The organism is Kitasatospora sp. NPDC001660, assembly GCF_053596725.1.
In genome coordinates, this window is sequence record NZ_JBSFGU010000007.1 from 146889 (window position 1) to 166108 (window position 19220).

At 72.7% G+C, this 19220-nt stretch carries 15 protein-coding genes and 2 pseudogenes; 6 read left to right on the top strand and 11 right to left on the bottom strand.

Going from position 1 to position 19220, the window contains the following annotated elements:
• Window positions 1-57 precede the first annotated feature (57 nt).
• Window positions 58-1563, top strand: a complete 1506-nt coding sequence (locus ACWCXH_RS10740; RefSeq protein ID WP_449801033.1) for a flavin-containing monooxygenase — start codon at window positions 58-60, stop codon at window positions 1561-1563.
• 150 nt (window positions 1564-1713) lie between these two features.
• Here ACWCXH_RS10740 and ACWCXH_RS10745 read toward each other — a convergent pair whose 3' ends face one another.
• The 4 genes from ACWCXH_RS10745 to ACWCXH_RS10760 all read right to left on the bottom strand — a co-directional run bounded on the left by ACWCXH_RS10745 (window position 1714) and on the right by ACWCXH_RS10760 (window position 3766).
• The gene (locus ACWCXH_RS10745) at window positions 1714-2121 is read right to left on the bottom strand and encodes a hypothetical protein (RefSeq protein ID WP_449801034.1); all 408 of its coding nucleotides are present in this window, start codon (window positions 2119-2121) and stop codon (window positions 1714-1716) included.
• The gene (locus ACWCXH_RS10750) at window positions 2118-2381 is read right to left on the bottom strand and encodes a hypothetical protein (RefSeq protein WP_449801035.1); all 264 of its coding nucleotides are present in this window, start codon (window positions 2379-2381) and stop codon (window positions 2118-2120) included. Before ACWCXH_RS10750 ends, ACWCXH_RS10745 begins: the two co-directional genes overlap by 4 nt.
• 221 nt (window positions 2382-2602) lie before the next feature.
• Window positions 2603-3073, bottom strand: a complete 471-nt coding sequence (gene cynS / locus ACWCXH_RS10755; RefSeq protein ID WP_449801036.1) for a cyanase — start codon at window positions 3071-3073, stop codon at window positions 2603-2605.
• 108 nt (window positions 3074-3181) lie between these two features.
• Window positions 3182-3766, bottom strand: a complete 585-nt coding sequence (locus ACWCXH_RS10760) for a carbonic anhydrase (RefSeq protein ID WP_449801037.1) — start codon at window positions 3764-3766, stop codon at window positions 3182-3184.
• Between the two features lie 127 nt (window positions 3767-3893).
• On the opposite strand from ACWCXH_RS10760, the gene cynR reads away from it, so the two are divergent.
• The 3 genes and pseudogenes from cynR to ACWCXH_RS10775 all read left to right on the top strand — a co-directional run bounded on the left by cynR (window position 3894) and on the right by ACWCXH_RS10775 (window position 6504).
• On the top strand, window positions 3894-4805 hold the full coding sequence (cynR, locus tag ACWCXH_RS10765; RefSeq protein WP_449801038.1) for a transcriptional regulator CynR: 912 nt from the start codon (window positions 3894-3896) through the stop codon (window positions 4803-4805).
• A gap of 230 nt (window positions 4806-5035) precedes the next feature.
• Window positions 5036-5890: pseudogene (locus tag ACWCXH_RS10770) on the top strand (multicopper oxidase family protein); the annotation flags it as partial.
• Between the two features lie 305 nt (window positions 5891-6195).
• On the top strand, window positions 6196-6504 hold the full coding sequence (locus ACWCXH_RS10775) for a multicopper oxidase domain-containing protein (RefSeq protein ID WP_449801135.1): 309 nt from the start codon (window positions 6196-6198) through the stop codon (window positions 6502-6504).
• 191 nt (window positions 6505-6695) lie between these two features.
• Here ACWCXH_RS10775 and ACWCXH_RS10780 read toward each other — a convergent pair whose 3' ends face one another.
• From ACWCXH_RS10780 to ACWCXH_RS10790, 3 genes are all read right to left on the bottom strand, one after another.
• Complete coding sequence (locus tag ACWCXH_RS10780) at window positions 6696-7184, bottom strand: YybH family protein (protein ID WP_449801039.1); 489 nt, start codon at window positions 7182-7184, stop codon at window positions 6696-6698.
• Between the two features lie 195 nt (window positions 7185-7379).
• Complete coding sequence (locus tag ACWCXH_RS10785) at window positions 7380-9482, bottom strand: PIG-L family deacetylase (RefSeq protein WP_449801040.1); 2103 nt, start codon at window positions 9480-9482, stop codon at window positions 7380-7382.
• Between the two features lie 165 nt (window positions 9483-9647).
• Window positions 9648-10877, bottom strand: a complete 1230-nt coding sequence (locus ACWCXH_RS10790) for a globin domain-containing protein (protein WP_449801041.1) — start codon at window positions 10875-10877, stop codon at window positions 9648-9650.
• 425 nt (window positions 10878-11302) lie between these two features.
• Between ACWCXH_RS10790 and ACWCXH_RS10795 the strand changes: the two genes are divergently transcribed.
• The gene (locus ACWCXH_RS10795) at window positions 11303-12166 is read left to right on the top strand and encodes a hypothetical protein (protein WP_449801042.1); all 864 of its coding nucleotides are present in this window, start codon (window positions 11303-11305) and stop codon (window positions 12164-12166) included.
• 55 nt (window positions 12167-12221) lie between these two features.
• Here ACWCXH_RS10795 and ACWCXH_RS10800 read toward each other — a convergent pair.
• Window positions 12222-12839, bottom strand: a pseudogene (locus ACWCXH_RS10800) (alkaline phosphatase family protein); the annotation flags it as partial.
• 175 nt (window positions 12840-13014) lie between these two features.
• Between ACWCXH_RS10800 and ACWCXH_RS10805 the strand changes: the two are divergent.
• Entirely contained in the window at window positions 13015-15081 is a 2067-nt protein-coding gene (locus ACWCXH_RS10805; RefSeq protein WP_449801043.1) for a phosphocholine-specific phospholipase C, read from the top strand.
• A 52-nt stretch (window positions 15082-15133) separates the two neighbouring features.
• Here ACWCXH_RS10805 and ACWCXH_RS10810 read toward each other — a convergent pair whose 3' ends face one another.
• From ACWCXH_RS10810 to ACWCXH_RS10820, 3 genes are all read right to left on the bottom strand, one after another.
• On the bottom strand, window positions 15134-16060 hold the full coding sequence (locus ACWCXH_RS10810) for a JmjC domain-containing protein (protein WP_449801044.1): 927 nt from the start codon (window positions 16058-16060) through the stop codon (window positions 15134-15136).
• Window positions 16061-16132: 72 nt separating this feature from the next.
• The gene (locus tag ACWCXH_RS10815; RefSeq protein ID WP_449801045.1) at window positions 16133-17782 is read right to left on the bottom strand and encodes an AMP-binding protein; all 1650 of its coding nucleotides are present in this window, start codon (window positions 17780-17782) and stop codon (window positions 16133-16135) included.
• 17 nt (window positions 17783-17799) lie between these two features.
• Window positions 17800-19218 (bottom strand): class I adenylate-forming enzyme family protein, encoded by a 1419-nt coding sequence (locus ACWCXH_RS10820; RefSeq protein WP_449801046.1) that lies wholly within the window; start codon window positions 19216-19218, stop codon window positions 17800-17802.
• Window positions 19219-19220 lie beyond the last annotated feature (2 nt).

Below are 19220 nucleotides of genomic sequence, written 5' to 3' on the forward strand. Positions count from 1 at the left end.
GTCGGGCGATGGTCATGACTGACATGTCCCCAGCACCGCGACGGCCAGGAGGCACGAGTGACGACCACGACCAACAGTCAGGCGACGGGCACGGATGTCGACGTGCTGATCATCGGCGCCGGCATCTCGGGCATCGGCGCCGCCTGTCACCTCAAGGCGCGCCGCCCGGGCACGTCGTTCGCCGTGCTGGAGGCGCACGACTCGATCGGCGGCACGTGGCGCCAGTTCCGGTACCCCGGGATCCGGTCCGACTCGGACATGCCGACCTTCGGGTTCGGCTTCCGGCCGTGGACGAGCCGGAAGTTCCTCGCGGACGGCGACAGCATCCTGGACTACCTGCGGGAGACCGTCGCCCGGTTCGGGATCGCGGAGCGCATCCGGTTCGGGCACCGGGTGCTCGGCGCGGAGTTCTCCTCGGCGACCGGGCGGTGGACCGTCACCGCCCGGCCGGCCGGGAGCGCGGAGCCGGTGACGTTCACGGCGCGGTTCCTCTTCCTCGGCACCGGCTACTTCGACCACGAGGCCGGCTACGCACCCGAGTTCGCCGGCATCGACGACTTCGAGGGCCGGGTGGTCCACCCGCAGCACTGGCCGCAGGACCTCGACCACGAGGGCAGGCGCGTGGTCGTGATCGGCAGCGGCGCCACGGCGGTCACGCTCGTCCCGTCCCTGGCGGTCCGGGCCGGCCACGTCACGATGCTCCAGCGCTCGCCGGGCTACGTCCTCTCGGCACGGGCCGAGGACGGGATCGCCGCCGTGCTGCTGAAGCTGCTCGGCCCCCGGCTCGCCCACCGGATCGTCCGCCGCAAGAACATCCTGCTCGGCCGCGGCCTCTACAAGGCCTGCATGCGCGCGCCGAAGCTGATGCGCCGCGTGTTGATCGCCGACGTGCGCCGGCAGCTGCCGAAGGACTTCGACGTCGACACCCACTTCGCGCCGCGCTACAACCCGTGGGAGCAGCGCCTGTGCATCGTGCCCGACGGCGACCTGTTCAAGGCGATCTCGGCGCGACGGGCCTCGGTGGTCACCGACCGGATCGAGCGGTTCACCAAGGCGGGCATCCTCCTCGTGTCCGGCCGGGAGCTCCCCGCCGACATCGTCGTGACGGCGACCGGGCTCGCCCTGTCGCCGTTCGGAAAGGTGCGGCTGAGCGTCGACGGACGGCCGGTCGACCCGGCGGACACGACGGTCTACAAGGCGATGATGCTCTCCGGCGTGCCGAACCTCGCGTTCGCCTTCGGCTACACGAACCTCTCCTGGACGCTCAAGGTCGACCTCGTCTGCACGCACTTCTGCCGCCTGCTCGACCACATGGACGCCCACGGGCACGGGATCGTCGAACCGGTGCTGGACGATCCGCTCGTGGAGCGCGTGCCGTTCCTCGACCTGAGCTCCGGCTACGTGCAGCGGGGGATCGCGGCCTTCCCACGGGCGGGGACGCGCGGGCCGTGGACGGTCGAGATGGCGTACGAGAAGGACGTCGAGCGGCTGATCGAAGGGCCGGTGGCGGACCGGGCGCTGCGGTTCACGGGCGTCAAGTCGCCGTCGGCGGAGGCCCGCTGAGATCGCGGGCCCGGCCGCGTCGAGTGAGAGCGCGGGGCGGTGGGTGTCGTACGAGAGGTCGTTTCGTCGCGCGCGCATGGCGGCGCTCACCGGTACGTCAGCCTGCGGTGGGGTGGCTCCGTTGTCGCGGCCGGTGTCACGGGCCAGACCCTACGAGTCGGCACCGACAGCGCTGCCGGTCTCCGGCAGCGTTCCGACGATGTGGGCGAACCGCAGCTCCGGCTGGTAGTGGCCGCCCGCGAGGTTCTCCGCCACCTGCAGCACCAGCCGGCCGGTGCCGACCCGCCAGACCGTCGAGGTCTCGAAGTCGCCGAACAGCGGCAGCCTGAGGTCGTCCTGCACCGGCTCTCCGTAGCGGGCCGACAGCAGCTCGGCGAGGACGTCCTGGTAGTGCGCGAATCGCGAGGCGTGGTCGTCGATCAGGAAGGGGAACTCGCCCGCGACCATCTCGTCCACGTAGCCGCGGGCCAGCACGACGACCGCGCCGGTCTCGACGCCGTAGTCGTCGTCCTCGTCGCACCCGGACAGGTCGTACGGATCGCGATCGCGGCCGCTCATCGAGTTGGGGATGCGGAACCTCCGGGGTTCGGCGGCGATGAGCGTTCCGCCAGGTCCCGGGCGGGGACGAGGTGACCGCCGCGGCCGTCCGGCGCGAACTCCCCGACCCAGCTGAGGTCCGGCCGCCGGACGAGCCGCCCGGCCGAGTCGACGAGCGCGAACCGCAGCCCGTACGGCCCCTCGCCCTCACAGGGGACGACGTACGGCGCACGGGCCGCGCCCCGGGCGGACGGGGCGGCGGCATCGGTGGGTACGGACACGGAAGAACTCCTCACGACGGACGGCATGGTGACGTGCGAGTGGAACGGCGCTTTCCACTCGCACGCCATCATCCAAGCGCCTCCCGCCGACAGTCCCCAACGGCGTGAAACCGCGAGGGTCTCGTCGTCCGCCCTCCGGCGCCAGAGCAGCGGGCCGTTGCGGTTGGCCGGGCGCCTGGCACGGCCTCGCGGTCGCGGCCCGCCCCACCAAGGGAAGTGGATCAGAACGGCTTGGTCGCCAGGTACTTGCCGTCCAGGGTGATGACGGCGCGCTCGCCGCCCTCGGGGTCCGCGACCTTCTTCACGTCGAGCTTGAAGTTGATCGCGGAGATGATGCCGTCGCCGAACTGCTCGTGGACCAGGGCCTTCAGGGTCGTGCCGTAGACCTGGAGCATCTCGTGGAAACGGTAGATCGTCGGGTCGGTGGGGATGCCGCCGGGGATCGAGCCGCGGGTCGGGATGGTCTGCAGGAGCATCGCCGCGTCCTCGTCCAGGCCCAGCAGCTCGGCGACCGCCTTGGCGGAGCCCTCCGGCAGGGCGTGCTGGCCGAGGACGGCGGCGGTGGTGAAGGCGACCGACAGGCCGGAGGCGTCGGCGATCTCCTGCCAGGAGAGGTCCTTGCGGGTCTTGGCGTCGACGGCGGCGATGGCGAGGGCCTGACGGGCGGTGGGGTCGAACTGGGCGTGCACCATGGGTGGTTCCTTTCGCTGGGTGCCCCTCGCGTGCTTCGTGCGCGCAGAGCGGGCGGGATCAGGGGCCCCGGGCGGCGCCGAAGGGGCGGGCCCGGGAAGGGGGTGGGCTCAGGCGGCGAGCGGGGCGGTGGCCCTGAGTTCCTCGACGCGGCCGGTGGCGATGTCGAAGACCCAGCCGCGTAGGGTGACCGTCCGCCCGGCCAGGGCGCGGGCCACCGACGGGTGGGTGGCGAGGTTCGCCAGCTGGGCCAGCACGTTCTGGCGGACCAGGGCCGGTACGTCCGCGGCGGTGGCGGTACGGGCCACCGAGGCGTCGGCGAGCCGCAGCCAGCCGGCGACCGCCGGCGCGCCGCTCAGGTCGTGGCCGTGGGCGAGCGCCGTCATGGCGCCGCACGCGGAGTGGCCGCAGACGACGATGTCCCGCACGCCCAGCGCGGCGACGGCGTACTCGATGCTCGCCGCGACGCCGTCCGCGCCCGGAGTGTAGGCGGGAACGAGGTTGCCGGCGGTGCGGATGACGAACAGCTCGCCGGGCTCGCACCCGGTGATCAGCTCGGGGACGACGCGCGCGTCCGAGCAGCCGATGAACAGCGTGTGGGGCGCGTGATGGGCGGCCAGGCGGGCGAAGAGCTCCTTCTTGGCGGGGAAGACGTCCCGCTGGAACTGCGCGACGCCCTCGGCGAGGTCAGGCATGAGGTCACTCCCTTTCGTGGCGGCCCGGCCCGTCGGGCCTGGCGAGATCCACCCTGCATGACCTGTGCCTATAGTGTCCAAGACGTACGATCCATGGTTTCCATTGATGCCATCTATAGTTGCCCCCATGGCCCTGGAACTGCGCCACCTGCGCTACCTGCTCGCTGTGGCCGAGCACGGCAACTTCACCCGCGCCGCCGAGGAGCTGCACGTCTCCCAGCCGACGCTGTCCCAGCAGATCAAGCAGCTCGAACGGACCCTCGGCACGCAGCTGCTGGACCGCACCGGCCGCACCGTGCGCCTCACCGACGCCGGCGAGGCGTACGCCCACCACGCGCGCAGCGCGCTGCGGGACCTCGCCGCCGCCGAGCGGGCCGTCCACGACGTGCAGGACCTCTCCCGCGGGCAGCTGCGGCTGGCGGTCACCCCGACCTTCACCGCCTACCTCGTCGGCCCGCTCGTCGCCGGCCTCCACACCCGTCACCCCGGCATCGCCCTGACCATGCGGGAGACGACCCAGGACCGCATCGAAACCGGCCTGCTGGCCGACGAGTTCGACCTCGGCATCGCCTTCGCCGGCCGCCACCTGCCGGGCGTCACCGCCACCGCCCTGTTCACCGAGACCCTCACCCTCGTCACCGGCCCGCACCACCCCGCCGCCGATCCGGCCGGCCGGCCGCTGCCGGTGCGGGAGCTCGCCGATCGGCAACTCGCCCTGCTCGGAGCCGACTTCGCCACGCGCGGCCACATCGACGGCTACTTCGAGCAACACCGCGTCAGCCCGCGCATCGCCGTCGAGGCCGACTCCATCCAGGCCCTCACCGAGGTCGTCCAGCGCACCCCGCTCGCCACCGTCCTGCCCGACGCCGTCACCCACGACCACCCCCACCTCACCCCCGTCCCGCTCGACCCGGCCCTCCCGACCCGCACCGTCGCCCTCCTGCGGCGCACCGACGCCTACGAGAGCGCCGCCGCCCGCGCCTTCACCCGTCTCACCCGCGACCTCGTCCGCGCCCGCGGATATCCGCCCGCCGCCTGAGCACCGGCTGCTGCGGTGTGCCTGCGGACCACCCTTGTCCGATTAATCTAGATTGCCCGGCTGTGAGCGAAAAAGAAGGAATCGTCCGTCGATCGGTGCTCAAGGCCATCCCCGCAGCCGCCGTCCTCGTGGCGTCGTCCGACGGGCTCTTCGCCGGCCGGAGCGCGGCGGCGCCCGTCCCCTCCCCGCCGGCGTCCTTTCCCCAGCCGGTCGTGTGGACCTCGCGACCGGTGCCCGGCTCGCCCGCCCCGGCCGTCGAGCGGACCCTCGACGTACGGTTCACGGACGTCGCCATCCCGGGCTACGGGCCGGCCACCACGCGCACCTACAACGGGACGATCCCGGGCCCGACCCTGCGCGTGCGCGGAGGGGACACGCTACGGCTGACGCAGGTCAACGGCCTGCCGCCCAACCCGGCCCACAGCGGTGACCACAACAGGCCGCACAACGCCAACAGCTTCAACCTGCACACCCACGGACTGCACGTCTCCCCGTCCGGCGACGCCGACAACGTCCGCCGCGAGTTCGCGCCGCGCACGGCCGACGAGGTCGCCGCCGGCGCTCCGGAGCCGCGGTACGTGACGACCGTCGACATCCCGGCCGGCCACCCGGCCGGCACGTACTGGTACCACCCGCACCTGCACGGGGCCACGTCCGTGCAGGTCGTCGGCGGCATGGCCGGGGTCCTCATCGTCGAGGGCGACGTCGACGAGGTGCCGCAGATCGCGGCGGCCGCCGACATCGTCGTGTGCATCAACGAACTCAGGCTCAAGGACGGCAGGGTGCCCGACTTCGCCTCGGGCGGCGCGCTCGCCGCCGTGCCCGCCACCTTCACCGTCAACGGCGCCGTCAACCCCACCCTCACGCTGCGCCCGGGCGAGGTGCAGCGCTGGCGGCTCGTCGCCGCGACCGCGTCCACCGCACTGTCGTTGCAGATCGCCGGTGGCGGAAAGAACGTGACGTTCCATCAGATCGCGCAGGACGGTGTGACCTTCCCGGCCGTGGTCGCCTCCGACACCGTGCGCCTGGCCATGGGCAACCGCGCCGACGTCCTGGTCCAGGGCTGCGAACCGGGCACGTACGAACTGCGCGCCGACGGCGTGTCCGGGCCCCTGATGACGGTCGAGGTGGCGGGAGCGCCCGTCGAACCGCCGATGGTCTGCCGACCGCGCTGCCGCCCGGAAAGCCGTTCCTCGACGAGAGCGACATCGCCAACCCGGACGCGGACCGCGAGGTCGTCTTCCACGTCGACCCGGGCGTCTTCGAGGGCCCGTTCTCGAACGCCTTCCGCGCCCTGGGCACCCACCCGACCCCCGCGGCCGACCCCGCCGGCGACCTCACCCGCGACCCGGCCTACGGCCTGTTCGACCCCGGACACGTCAACCACACCCTGCAACTCGGCACCGTCGAACGGTGGACGGTCCGCACCGACGAGACCAACCCGGCCTTCGACCACCCCTTCCACCTGCACACCAACCACGTCCTCGTCACCCACCGGAACGGCAACCGGCTCGACCCGCCGGTGTGGCACGACACCATCGGCCTGGCGGGCGGCGAGCCCGGCGACCGCGTCACCTTCCTCGTGCGGTACGAGGACTTCACCGGCGGCACGGTCGTCCACTGCCACCAGCTCCCGCACGAGGACCTCGGCATGATGCAGGCCGTCGACTACGTCGTGCCCCGCGGGCCCGGCCGCTGACGCCACGGGTCCGCCGGCCCGCCGCGGCCGCCACCGATCCCGAGGCCTCCCCGCCGGCGCCGACGGGCGGGCGCCGACCGTGATGGTCGAACAGTTCGGCCACGAGGACCTCGGGACCTTCACCCGCGGCTGACCTCAGGGCGTGGGGAACCCGCTGGGGATCCAGTTGTCGGGGCAGCTGGGGCCGCGGCTCAGCCGCGGACGGCCTGCTGGTAGGCGCGGAGCATGTCGGCGTCGTCGATGCTGCCGTGGTGGTGGTACTGGCGCCAGTGGCCGTCCTCGTAGCGGAAGTAGCGGCTGGTGCGGATCTCCAGCGGGCGGCGCTCGCCGTCGGGGCCGCGGTAACTGCCGCTCTCGCGGCCGGCGTAGACCGCGTGGTCGGTGCCGACGTAGGCGACGACGTCGTGGAACGTCACCTGGACGTCGAGCGGGCCGGCGAAGATCCGGCCGTAGAGCTCGGCGATGGCGTCGCCGCCGCGCAGGATCCCGCCGACGGGGTTGTTGAGCTGGGCGAGCGGGTCGGTGGACCAGTCGGCGCGGAGCGCGTCCGCGTCGCGGTTGTTCAGGGCGTAGTAGAAGGACTCGAGTGCGGCCAGCGCACCCTTCTCGGAGGGCTCGGCCGTGTCGGCGAGCCGGTTGCCGGAGTCGGGGCCGAAGGAGATGTCTGTCTTTTCGATCACGGCTGGAGCAACGCCGCCCGGGGGATGGGAATTCCGCACCGTGACGATCCATCAGGTGGGGTTCGACGCTCGTGCGGCTCGTGTGCCTCCCGGGCGAAGGACTGTGTCGTCGACATCGACCAGATGGTCTCGCTCCAGGGCAACACGGGCGTGTGCATGCGGGATGCACACGCCCGGGGCGCGTCGGCGGGACGGTCAGGAGGAGACGGCCGGCCGCCAGGCGGCGAACGGACTGTCCGCCTTCGCGTCGGTCTGGCGCCGCAGCTGGAGCTGGGCGTCCGTTCCGAGCGCGAGCACGACCACGCGGCCGGTGGCGTCGGTGGCCAGGGACGGCGAGCCGACGATCACCGAGCCGAGGTCCTGCCAGGTGGTGGCGAAGGCGCCGTTGTCCTCGGTCTGCGTGGCCAGGCTGAGGCCGCCGCCGCCGTTGCGCGTCGCGACGACGATGCGGCCGTTCGCACTGACGACGCCGGGGCCGTCCACGCTGACCGGGCCGCCCGTGGACGACGAGACCGGGGTCCAGGTCCTGTCGGCCCGCACCCACTGGTTGACGGTCTGCCCGGTGTCGGGGTGCGAGAAGAGGATCTCCTCCCGGCCGCCGGCGGTCCGCGCGACGCCGATCGGGCCGGCCGGGGTCGGCCCGCTGAAGGCGGTGTCCTGGACGAACGGGCCGTTCGGCGCGGACTGGCGCCAGTGCAGGATGCCGCCGTGGCCGGTCACCGTGGGGGCGAAGAGGTCGATCCGGCCGTCGTCGCCCAGGGCGGCCGCGAGGCCGTCCTGGACCCACGCGCCGTGCAGGTCGTCCCAGCTGCCCGGCCAACCGCCGTCCGTCTGCTGGGTGATGGCGCTGACGCCGCCTCCGGCGTTGGGCACGAAGACGGTGAGCGCTCCGCTGCTGTTGGCCGTCACCACCGGCGAGCCGATCATCTCGCCGACGTCGTCGGAGTTGGGGTTGCCCAGGGAGGTCCATGCGCCCCAGCCGCCGCCGACGGCGGTCTGCGCGAGCGTGACGACCTCGTCGTGGTTGTCGGTGCCCTTGTCGTCCGCCAGACGGATGCCGAAGAGGTGGAGCAGGCCCTTGCCGTCCTTGATCACGGTCAGGTAGGGAGCGAACTGCCCGCCGCCGCCCAGGCCCTTCGGGCCGGTCCACGATCCGCCGGTCGCGGTCTCCTTCCACTGCGAGGGCTGCCCGTTGATCACCGCGAAGGCGTTGAGCAGGTGGTTGCCGTCCTGGGCCGACCAGGTTGAGCCATTGAACCAGCGCGGGTACTCGCGGAACTCGTACATCGCGTAGTGGTTCTGCCAGACGCTCTCGTTGCTCTCGTGGAGCTCCGAGTCGTGCGGCATGTAGCCCTCTCTGAAGACGTGCCACTTGGCCGCGGCCTGGCCCGGGTCCACGTTCGTCGGCCGCAGCCGGATGTTGTAGTCGCGGTAGTACCGCAGCAGGACGTTGCCCTGCGCGGGGTGGTACCCGGCCGCCGCCTCGCCCGCGAACCGGGCGGCGCCGCGATGGTCGGAGTTGTCCCCGTAGTTGAGCGGGTCCTTCCGGTAGTCGTAGCCGGCGTCGTCGTGTCCCCTGCCCAGTGGATACACCTTCGGGTCCTGGGCCAGCAGAATGCTCGGGTTGTACTTCCCCATCAGGTCGGTGAGGGCGGTGACCAGCTCTTCGTGGGTGTAGGTCTGGTTGTCGTAGGGCCGGTAGTCCGGCGTCTTCAGGGGGTCATCGGGTGCGGTCCGGCACTCCGTGCCGTCCGTGTCCTGGCTTCCCACGGTCCGTTTGGGATTCGGGGTGACGGGATTCCCGTCCTTGTCGGGGAGGGGGCCGATGTAGAGGTCGTCCAGCGAGGTCTCGGTGGCGGCTCCCGGGTCGCCGCTCTGGTAGAGCCGGAAGAAGACCAGGCGCACCGGGTTCGCGGTGCCGCGCAGGGTGTCGACCTCGACGACCTTGTTGTTGCCGAGCGTGAGCGTGTCGAAGGCCCAGTCGTTCGCCACCCCGGCCAGTTCGGCGTGCGCCTCGCGCGCGCCGTCCTCGCGGTGCTGCGCGTAGAGGCACGCGCTCTCGGTGTCGCCGGCCTGCTCGCCCGAGGTCAGGTAGACCGTGGTGGACGGGGCGCCGTACTCCCGGGCGAGGTCGGGGTTCATGAACAGGATGTCGTCGTCCTCGTGGGCGACGATCTGCAGGTAGCCGTTGGCATGCGGCACGGTGTCGGCCGCTGCCGTGCCGACGAGCGGTGTGACCGTCGCGGCGACCAGCGCCGTGGCGGCGCAGACGGCGGTCCGCCGGAATCCGAAACGCATTGGTGAAGTCCTCCCCGTCGGCGGACCTGGTGATGTGGAAGATCGTCCGCCGTGGGGGAACTGTTCTGCAGGATACGAACAGCTGTCAAATTGTGGGTGAGTGCCGGACTTTGGTGGATCGAACGGAAGGCCGGAAGTCCTTTCCCGGGAAACCGGCGCCCGGAGTCAGAGCGCGAAGTCGAGCCGGACGAACGGGTCGTGGTGGATGCGGTCGAGCGGTACCCCGGCGTGGTACAGGGCCTGGGCCGCGCTCACGATCATCGGGCCGGGGCCGCTGACGTAGGCGTCGTGGTCCCGCCAGGGGCCGGCCGCCGTCAGGGCCCCGGGCAGGCCCGGGACGGCGCCGGGGGTGTCGTCGTCGTGGACGACGGCCCGCACCGTGAGCCAGGTGTGCTGGTGGGAGAGCCGGCGGAGGTCGTCGAGGCCGTGCGGTCCGTCCGTGCCGCACGTGCCCACGAAGACGTCCGTCCGCCGCCGGACGCCGTCCAGGACGGCCTGTTCGACGAGGGCGAGGATCGGCGCGAGGCCGGTGCCGCCCGCGACGCAGACGACGTCGCGGCCCGCGGTGGGATCGAGGACCATGTCGCCGAGGGGCCGGCCGAGCCGCAGGACGTCGCCGACCCTCGCGCGGTGCACCAGGGCGGTGCTGACCGGGCCGCCGGGGACGGCGCGGACGTGGAAGGTGATGGTCCCGTCCGGGCGCTGGGCGTTGGCGGGGGAGTAGTAGCGCCAGCTCTTCGGCCACCACGGCGTCGCGAGGCTCACGAACTGCCCGCCGGTGTACGCGTACGGCGGGTCGGTCCGCACGGTGATCTCCGCGAGGTCGCGGCCGTGCCTGCTGTGGTCCACGACGCGGGCCTCCCAGACGGCCGGCCGCTCGGCGGCGTCGGCCGTGGCGGCCCCGTCCATGACCTGGGCGGCCGCGGTGTAGGCGCGGGTCCACGCCGCGGCGACGGCCGGGGTCCACGCGGGGCCGGCGAAGTGCTCCAGCGTGGCGAGCAGGCACTCGCCGACCGCCGCGTAGTGCTCGGTCCTGGTGCCGAACTTGCGGTGGTCGCGGCCCAGTTCGGAGCAGAAGCGGACGAGGGTCGCAGGCTCGTTCACCAGGTCGACGATGAGCATCAGTGCGCGCACCAGCTTGTCGTGCTGGACATCCATGTGCTCCGGGAAGAGTTCGCGGACCTGGGGGTGACGCTGGAACAGGGTCGCGTAGAAGTGGCCCGGGAGGTCGGCGGCGTACGGCTCGACGGCGGCGCGGCTCGCCCGCAACAGGGCGATCTCGTACGGGGAGACGATCACCTCGGCGGTGCGGTGCGGTGTCGTCGGCCGGGGGCTGTCCCGGGAATTCGCCGGTGCGGAGGGGTTTCTGACCGGGTATTGGGCGCGAAGGTCCACGCGATATCTCTCCTGTCGAATTCTTTGCGTTCTTCGCGCTGGTGGGTGCGGCTGGCGGTTCGGAAAGCGGCTCATTCTTCCCACGGCGGCGATCGGATTTGCAAGCCGGCGTGGTGAATGATTTGTGAAGCGCAATACTGGCGTGTAGTGGCCGCGACTGGTAAGGTCCGCCCGCGCGAGGCGGGCCGGGCGCTCCGGGCGGCGGCACTTTCGGAACCCGCGTGAACAATCTCGGCCTCCGGTTGCCGTACGGGGCGGTAGGTTCGCCGGGGCGGCCGGAAATAACAATTCGCTCTCGGGAGCCGTTCGGGGCTGTCCGAAATTCCCTCCGGGGTCCTACGCTGCGGCGCGTGTCGATATTCCGAAGACTCCGCGCTTCCGGACCGCGCGTGCGGCCGGAACTCGATGACGTCCAACTCGGCCGCGTGCGGAAGCAATTGAATTCCGCCGGGCGGCTGGGGCCGGACGACATCCAGATCGACCAGGTCGAGCGGCTGCTCCAGGACGCCGGGCGGGACCCGGACCGCCGGGCGCACCGCTTCGCCGTGCTCGCCGAGGCCGCCGCGCCGTCGGCGTTCGCGCGGTCCTGGCGGCTGCGCCGGCGCGGTGCGGATCCGATGGTGTTCGAGGCCTGGGTCGAGCTGGTCCGCGGCCGGGCCGCCGGGGGGATGGAGGACGCCCGGGCGGCTGCCGACCACTGCTACCGCGCCGCCGAGGTCGCGCCGGCCGACCCCTTGCCCTGGGTGGTGCTGCTCGGGATCCTGCGCCTGATGCGGGCCGAATCGCGCCAGCTGTTCGCCGTCTGGGCGGAGGTGACCGCGCGCGACCCCTGGAACCGCGAGGCCCACCTGCAGATGCTGCGCTACCTGTCGCCCGAGGAGCGCGGCTCGCGCAGCAGCCAGCTGGACTTCGTGGAAACGCTCCGGGCCTCGGCGCCGCCGGTCTCGCCGGTCGTGGGCGTGGAGTTGGCGGCCCTGGTCGACGAGCACGACCGCACCGCCGCCAAGGGCGGCGTCGAGGCGCTGCTGGCCCGCCGTCTCTGGACGCACAGCCGGGCCGTCGGCGCGCTGGACGCGGCCCTCGCCACCTGGCCCCGCGAGGGTTACCTGCGGCACGCGGCGGCCCTGGCCGACCTCAACGTGCTCGCCTACGCCCTCGTCCAGGCCGGCCGCGTCCGCGAGGGCGGCAACACCTTCGACGCGATCGGGGACACCGTCACCGCGTGGCCGTGGTCGCTCGACGGTGACCCGATCGAGCGGTTCACGTACTGGCAGGCGAAGGCCCTTTGACCGGCTCGACCGGTGCGGCTTCCCTCCGTGCGGCGTCCCTCCGGGTGATGGCCGCTCAGGCCTGCTTGGCCAGGGCGTCGCAGACCCGGTCCAGGTACGACTCGGTGCTCACGAAGAAGGCGTTGCCGTCGGAGGTCGGGACCAGGGCCAGGGGGTTGTCGGTGCGGGGGGAGTCGAGGGTGAGGACGTCACCGAAGCCCGGGGCGGCCTTGTCGCGGTCGCTCAGCGGGGGGAGGTTCCACCGCTGCTCGATCGTCTTCAGCAGGGAGGTGTGGTCCAGCGGGGTGTCGCCGGTGGCCCGGTAGACGGTTCCGGCCGCGATCAGCGGGGAGACCAGCACGGTGGGCACGCGGACGCCGAAGCGGGTGAAGTCGAAGCCGAACTCGCCCTGCGCGTCGTCGGGAGGGACCGCCCCGGAGGGCGGGGGCACGTGGTCGTAGCAGCCGCCGTGCTCGTCGTAGGTGATGACCAGGAGGGTCGAGTTCCAGTCCGGCCCGGTGCGCAGGGCGGTGGAGACGTCGAGCATGAGCTGCTCGCCGTTCGAGACGTCGTGGACCGGGTGCTGGTCGTTGCCGGCCAGGCCGAAGTCGGGTTCGAGGAAGACGAAGCCCTTGGGGAGGGTGCCCGTCCTGGCGGCGTTCCGGAACTGGGTGAAGGTGCCGAAGTGGCTCGGGTCGGCCCGGGTCGTGTCGGGGGCCGCCCTCTGCGCTGCCGCGAGGCTTCCGCCAACCGTCGACCGCGTGTAACTTCTCCGCCACCCGGCTACCGACCGGTAGCCATCTGACTGCCCGACAGTCGCCGCTGCCGGATCGTCCGCCGGAGTTGTCCGTACTTCTCGGAGGCCTCACGTGTCCCCTGTCACCCGCCGCACCTTCCTCGGCTCGGCCGCCGCACTGGGCGCGGCCATCGGGCTGGACACAGCCCTGCCCGGCGCGGTGCCGAGCGCGTCCGCCGCCACGACGGGGACGATCCGCGACGTCAAGCACGTCGTGGTGCTCATGCAGGAGAACCGCAGCTTCGACCACTACTTCGGCGCGCTGAAGGGCGTGCGCGGCTTCGGCGACCGCACCGCGATCCAGATCGCGGGCGGAAACAGCGTGTTCAACCAGCCCAACGGCAGCGGCCGGCAGTACCCCTGGCAGCTCAGCAGGACCAGCACGTGGTGGTGGGGCGTCAGCGGTGAGCAGCTCGCGCAGTGCGACGGTTCGCTCGACCACTCGTGGTCCACCCAGCACCAGGCGTGGAACAACGGGAAGATGGACTCCTGGATCTCCGCCAAGGGCTCGGACCGGACCATGGGATTCATGGCCCGCGAGGACATCCCGTTCCACTACGCGCTCGCCGACGCCTACACCGTCTGCGACGCCTACCACTGCTCGATCCTGTCCGCCACCGGCCCCAACCGCACCTACCTGTGGTCCGGCACGATCGACCCGGGCGCCACCGCGGGCGGTCCGGCCTACGACGGCGGCGAAGAGAAGGGACTGCGCTGGCAGACCTACGCCGAGGCCCTGCAGAACGCGGGCGTCAGCTGGAAGGTCTACCAGAACGCCAGTGACAACTTCGGCGACAACGCCCTCGCCTACTTCAGCCAGTTCACCAGCGCGCCGAGTTCGAGCCCGCTCACCCAGCGCGGCATGGCCTCGGTGCCCAGCAGCGGCTCGACCCCGGACGACATCGCCGCCGCGATCAGGGCCGACGCGCTCGCCGGCAGGCTGCCCCACGTCTCCTGGGTGGTGTCCAACCAGCTGTTCTCCGAGCACCCGGACGGCCCGCCGGAGAACGGCGCGCACTTCGTCAACCTGGTGGTGCAGGCCCTGGCGGCCGACCCGGACGTCTTCAACTCCACCGTCCTGTTCCTCAACTACGACGAGAACGACGGCTTCTTCGACCACGTGCCCCCGCCCGCGGCCCCGGCCGGCACCGCCGGCGAGTTCTACAACGGCACCAACATCGGCCTCGGCTTCCGCGTCCCGATGATCGTCGTCTCGCCGTGGAGCCGCGGAGGCTTCGTCGACTCCCGGGTCTACGACCACACCAGCGTCATCCGCTTCCTGGAGACCTGGACCGCCGCTCTCGGCACCCCCGCCGTCTGCCCCAACATCAGCACGTGGCGCCGCCAGGTCTGCGGCGACCTCACCGGCGCCTTCGACTTCACCAACCCCGTGTACGGCGTGCCCGCGCTGCCCGACACCAGCGCCACCATCAGCCAGGCCACCGCCAACCTGCAGATCAACCCGAGCCCGGGCACCAACTCCATGCCCACCCAGGAGCCCGGCACCAAGCCCGCCCGCGCGCTGCCCTACCAGCCCAACGCCCGGGTCGACCGGATCGAGTACGACGCCGACAACCAGATCCTGCTCTGGATCGACCTGGCCAACCAGGGCCCGCAGGCCACCGCCTGGGCGCACTACTCGATCCACGCCAACGCCTACCGCACCGGCGGTCCCTGGCAGTACACCGTCGCCCCGCACGACGCCACCACCGGCACCGACGGGCGCACCAGCGACTACTTCAACATCGGCGCCAACTACGGCAACGGGCAGTACGACCTCACCGTGCTCGGCCCCAACCGCTTCCTGCGCCGCTTCACCGGCAACGCGACCACGGCCGGCCGGACCGCGGAGGCCACCACCTCCTACGCGCCGGCGCCGGACAGCGGCAAGGCGGCGGTCTGGTTCACCATGACCAACACCGGGACGGAAACCGTCACGTTCACCATCACCGCCACCAACTACCGCACGGGCACCTGGACCTACCAGGTCGCCCCCGGCGCCACCGTCAGCGACTACTTCAACGCCGTCACGATCGCCCAGGGCTGGTACGACTTCACCGTCACGGTCAGCAGCGACCCGGCCTGGACGCGCCGCGCGACCGGCCACATCGAGACCGGCGCCGCCAGCATCAGCGGCTGACCCGTGCGCACGGGCGGCTACCGGGGCCCGGTAGCCGCCGTTCACCTCCGGACTACGCCGGGTCGTCGTACCCCGCCGCCACGGCGCTCAGCGAGATCGGCGAGCGCGGCACGGGCAGGGCGGCCAGCTTCCGGCGCCGGGCGTGCCGCACCAGGTCCTCGGGCGCCAGCTCGGCGACGGCCGCGCGGACGTGCTCCAGCATCGCGGTGGCCGTGGCCAGCACGGCGGCGTCGTCCAGCGGGCGGGTCTCGATGTCCATGGACCTGGCCGAGAGCTTCTGGAGGCTGCGGAACAGGTCGCCCATGTGGATCTCACGGACGGTCAGCGACAGGTGCACCGAGAGGCCCTCGTTGCCGACGGCCTGGTGGGCGAAGCCCCTGGGGATGTAGAGGACCTCGCCGGCGTGGAGGGTGGTCCGCAGCACCTCGGCCGGCGGCTCGCCCTCGACCCGGCCGTGCCGCCAGTTGCCGTCCGTCGGGCCCTCGTGGACGCGCCAGGACTTGCTCCCGTTCAGCTGGAGGACCAGGACATCGGCGTCGTCGCGGTGCAGGGGCACGCCCTGGGTGCCGGGCGGTGTCACGAAGCAGAACGCCTCCACCGCGCGCTCCAGTTCGGCGGAGAGCCGCGCGAGCAAGTCCCGGGTCGGGCCGTGCCACTGGTCGACCCGGCGCATCAGCAGCGTCGCGCCGCCGTCGAGCAGGGCCCGGATCTTCCTCTCGTCGGCGAATCCCCCGTACGAGGACTCGTAGACCGCGCGCGGTGTCAGATAGGCGTCGCGGTCGAGCGGGTCCTCGGCGCGGGTCATCTCCACGTAGGGCTCGTGCAGGAAGCCGGTGGCGAGCGCGGCGTCGACGTCGGCCAGGGTGAAGGGGCTGCGCACGCCGCCCTCCGGCCTGAAGACGCCCGGTCGGCGGCGCCAGTACGCGGTGGTGAAGCCGACGGGGTCGCCGACCCACTGAGCCAGTGTCGGAGCGTGCACGGTTCCTCTTCCCTGTTCTTTCCGCTGCTTCTTTGCCCTGCTTCTTTGCCCTGGTCCTTTTCCCGCCGGGACTCACCGGCGGGGGAGCGTCCCCCGCGCGAGGCGCCGTTTCGTCTCGCCGACCTGCACCTTTCCGCTGGTCGTCACGGGCAGTCCGCCCTTGGCCAGCAGGACGACCTCGGAGACGTACAGGTCGAGGGCGCTCGACAGCCGCCGCCGCACCAGGGCGGCGACCTGGTCGGCGGGCGCCGCACCGGGGCCGTCCGCCAACTCCGCCACCAGGCACACCCGGTCGTCGGACTCCCCGTCCGCGAGGCCGAAGGCGGCACAGCGCCCGGGCCGGAGGCCGGGGACGTCCTCGCAGGCCGCGAGGACGTCCGCCGGGTGGAAGTTCCGGCCGTGGTGGACGAGGACGTCGTCGGTCCGGCCGAGGACGAACAGGTGGCCGCCGTGGGTGAATCCCCGGTCCCCGGTCGCGTGCCACCCGGCCGGGCGGTGCGCCGACGGCCAGTAGCCGCTGAACAGTTGCGGCCCCCGGACGAGGACGTCGCCCACGTGCGGGCCGTCGTCCGGCCCGGCGGACGTGTCGCGCACCCGCACCTCGGTGCCGGGCAACGGCGTGCCCGAGGAGAGCAGGACGGTGGCGGGTGTTCCCGGGGCCGCCGGAACCACCTGGCCCGCGCGCAGTGCGTCGGTGCGGACGGCCAGCCGGACCGGCGGACTGTCCGGGGTGCAGGTGGTGACGGTGAGGGTGGCCTCCGCCATGCCGTAGGAGGGGCACAGGCTCCGGGGGGAGAATCCGGCGGCGGCGAACCGCGCGGTGAACCGCGCGGCGGTGGCGGCCCGCACCACCTCGCCCGCACTGCGCGCGACTCGCCAGGTGCTCAGGTCGAGGCCGGCCACCTCGTGGTCGGTGACCTTGCGCGCGCACAGCGCGTAGGCGAAGTCGGGCGCGCTGGAGAGCGTCCCGCCGTGGTCGGAGATGGCGGACAGCCAGGCTCCCGGGCGGCGGGCGAACGCCTCAGGTGGCATCAGTGCGGAGGCGTAACCGCTGAAGAGCGGCCTGAGGACTCCGGTGACGAGCCCCATGTCGTGGTGGAGCGGCACCCAGGTCACGGCGACGTCGTCCGGGCGCTCGCCGTACACGCGGGCGGCCTGGGCGCAACTGGCCCGCAGCGCGCGGTGGCTGATGACGACGCCTTTGGGGGAACCGGTCGATCCCGAGGTGTACTGCAGGAAGGCGGGTGCGTCCGGGGAGGGCGCGGGCGCCCCGGCGTGACCACCGGAGCCGGCCTCGACCAGGTCCGGCCAGGGGTGCACCCCGCCGGGAACGTCGAGGTCCCCCAGGGCCGTGCGGACCGCGTCGCGCCAGGACGCGGTCGTGGCGATCAGGGCCGGACGGCAGTCGGCGACGATGCCCCGCAGCCGCAGTCCGAACGCCTCGGTCCGCGTGGTCGCCGGGGTGGCCGCGGGCACCGGCAGGATCCCCAGTGCCATGGCCGCCAGCAGGACGGCGACGAAGGACTCGTCGTTCGGCAGCACCAGGACGAGCCGGTCTCCGGGGCGGGCGCCGAGGGCGGTCAGCGCCGAGGCTGTCGAGCCCACGAGCTCGGCGAGTTGGCGGTACGTCAGGGTGCGGGGCCGGTCCCCGTCGAGGCAGGTGAGCGCGAGTGCGTCGGGCCGGCGCCGGGCATGGTGCGCGAGCCGGTCGTGAGCGGTCACGGACTGCGGGTCCGCCGTCATCCGCGGGCCTCGTCCACGTCCTCCGTGGTGCGGGCGAGTTCGGCACGCCGGATCTTGCCGCTGGGGGTGCGCGGCAGCGTACCGGACGCGGCCAGGACGACCCGGGGCGCGGGCAGGCCGAGCCTGCGGGCCGAGGCCTCGATGGCGGGCACCGGGTCGACGGGCGCGTCGCCTTCGTGGTCCACGGGGCCGTGTTCCACGAAGCAGACCGGGGCGGTGCTTCCGAGCACGACCGCGTCGGTGACGCCGGGCAGCAGCCGGATGTCGTGTTCGAGCCGGGCGTTGCGCAGCTCCTGCGGCGTCCCGGCCCGGCCGATGACGAACAGGTAGCCGTCGGCGTCGAGGAAGCCGACGTCCCCCGTGGCGTGCACGGGTTCCTCGGACGGGTCGCGGTCGGCCGCGCGCAGCCGGATCCCGATCTCCCCGACCGCCCCGGCGGGCAGGACCCGGCCGTCGCGGGTGACGTCGATGCGGATCCCGGGCAGTGGACGGCCGACCGAACCGGGTTTGCGCAGCCACTCCGGCGTCGTGATCTCGGACAGGACGCTCTTCGAGGTGCCGTAGTACTCGTGCAGGACCGGCCCGAACAGCTCGATGGCCGCGCGCTTCGTGCTGGGCGGGCAGGCGGCGCCACCGTGGAAGACCACCCGGAAGGGTCGGTGCGGCGCCCGCCTCGCGGCGACGAGGTCGGTCAGCCGGTCCGGGCTGAGCATGACGCTGTCCGCCGCGTACCGGTCGGCCAGTTCGACGAACGCCGCGGTGGACCAGGTGCGCTGGACGACGACCGTGCTGCCCGCCTGGAGCGCGTACAGGGCGGGCCCCAGGGTGCCGAGGTGGTAGGTGGGGTTGGCCATGAGGTGCGGGCCGCGGTCCAGGCCGGCGCCGTACCGCTCGGCGACGGCCACCCCCTTGTAGGGCCGGCCGGGGCGGGTCCGGACGACGGCCTGCGGGAGGCCGGTGGTGCCGGAGGTCGCGAAGACGAGGTGCCCGGCGGCGGGTGGCACGGCCGGAGCGGGGGCCATGGGGGAGCGGAGCAGCTCGTCGTCGCCGACGACCGGGCAGGGCAGGGCCGGTCCGGCCGCCGTCGGCGCCCCCGTGGTGATGTGCAGGGCGCCGTTCGCATCCGTCAGCAGGGACGGGCCCTTCGGGAGTGCGAGCAGCTGCGGGTCGATCGGGAAGAGGCCGTACCCGTGCCGCAGCGCGGCGAGGACGAGGGCGAAGAAGCGGGGCCCGGTGGGGATGTCGGTGGACAGGACGGTGCCGTCGGGGATGCCCCGGGCCCGCAGGGCGCCCGCCAGGGCGTCGGCGCGGTCGGTCAACTCGGCGAAGGTGCACGTCTCGTCGTCGGCGACGACGGCCGTGCGGTCGGGGGCCGTCCGCGCGGTGGCCCACGGGTCCCAGAGGTGGGGGCGCATGG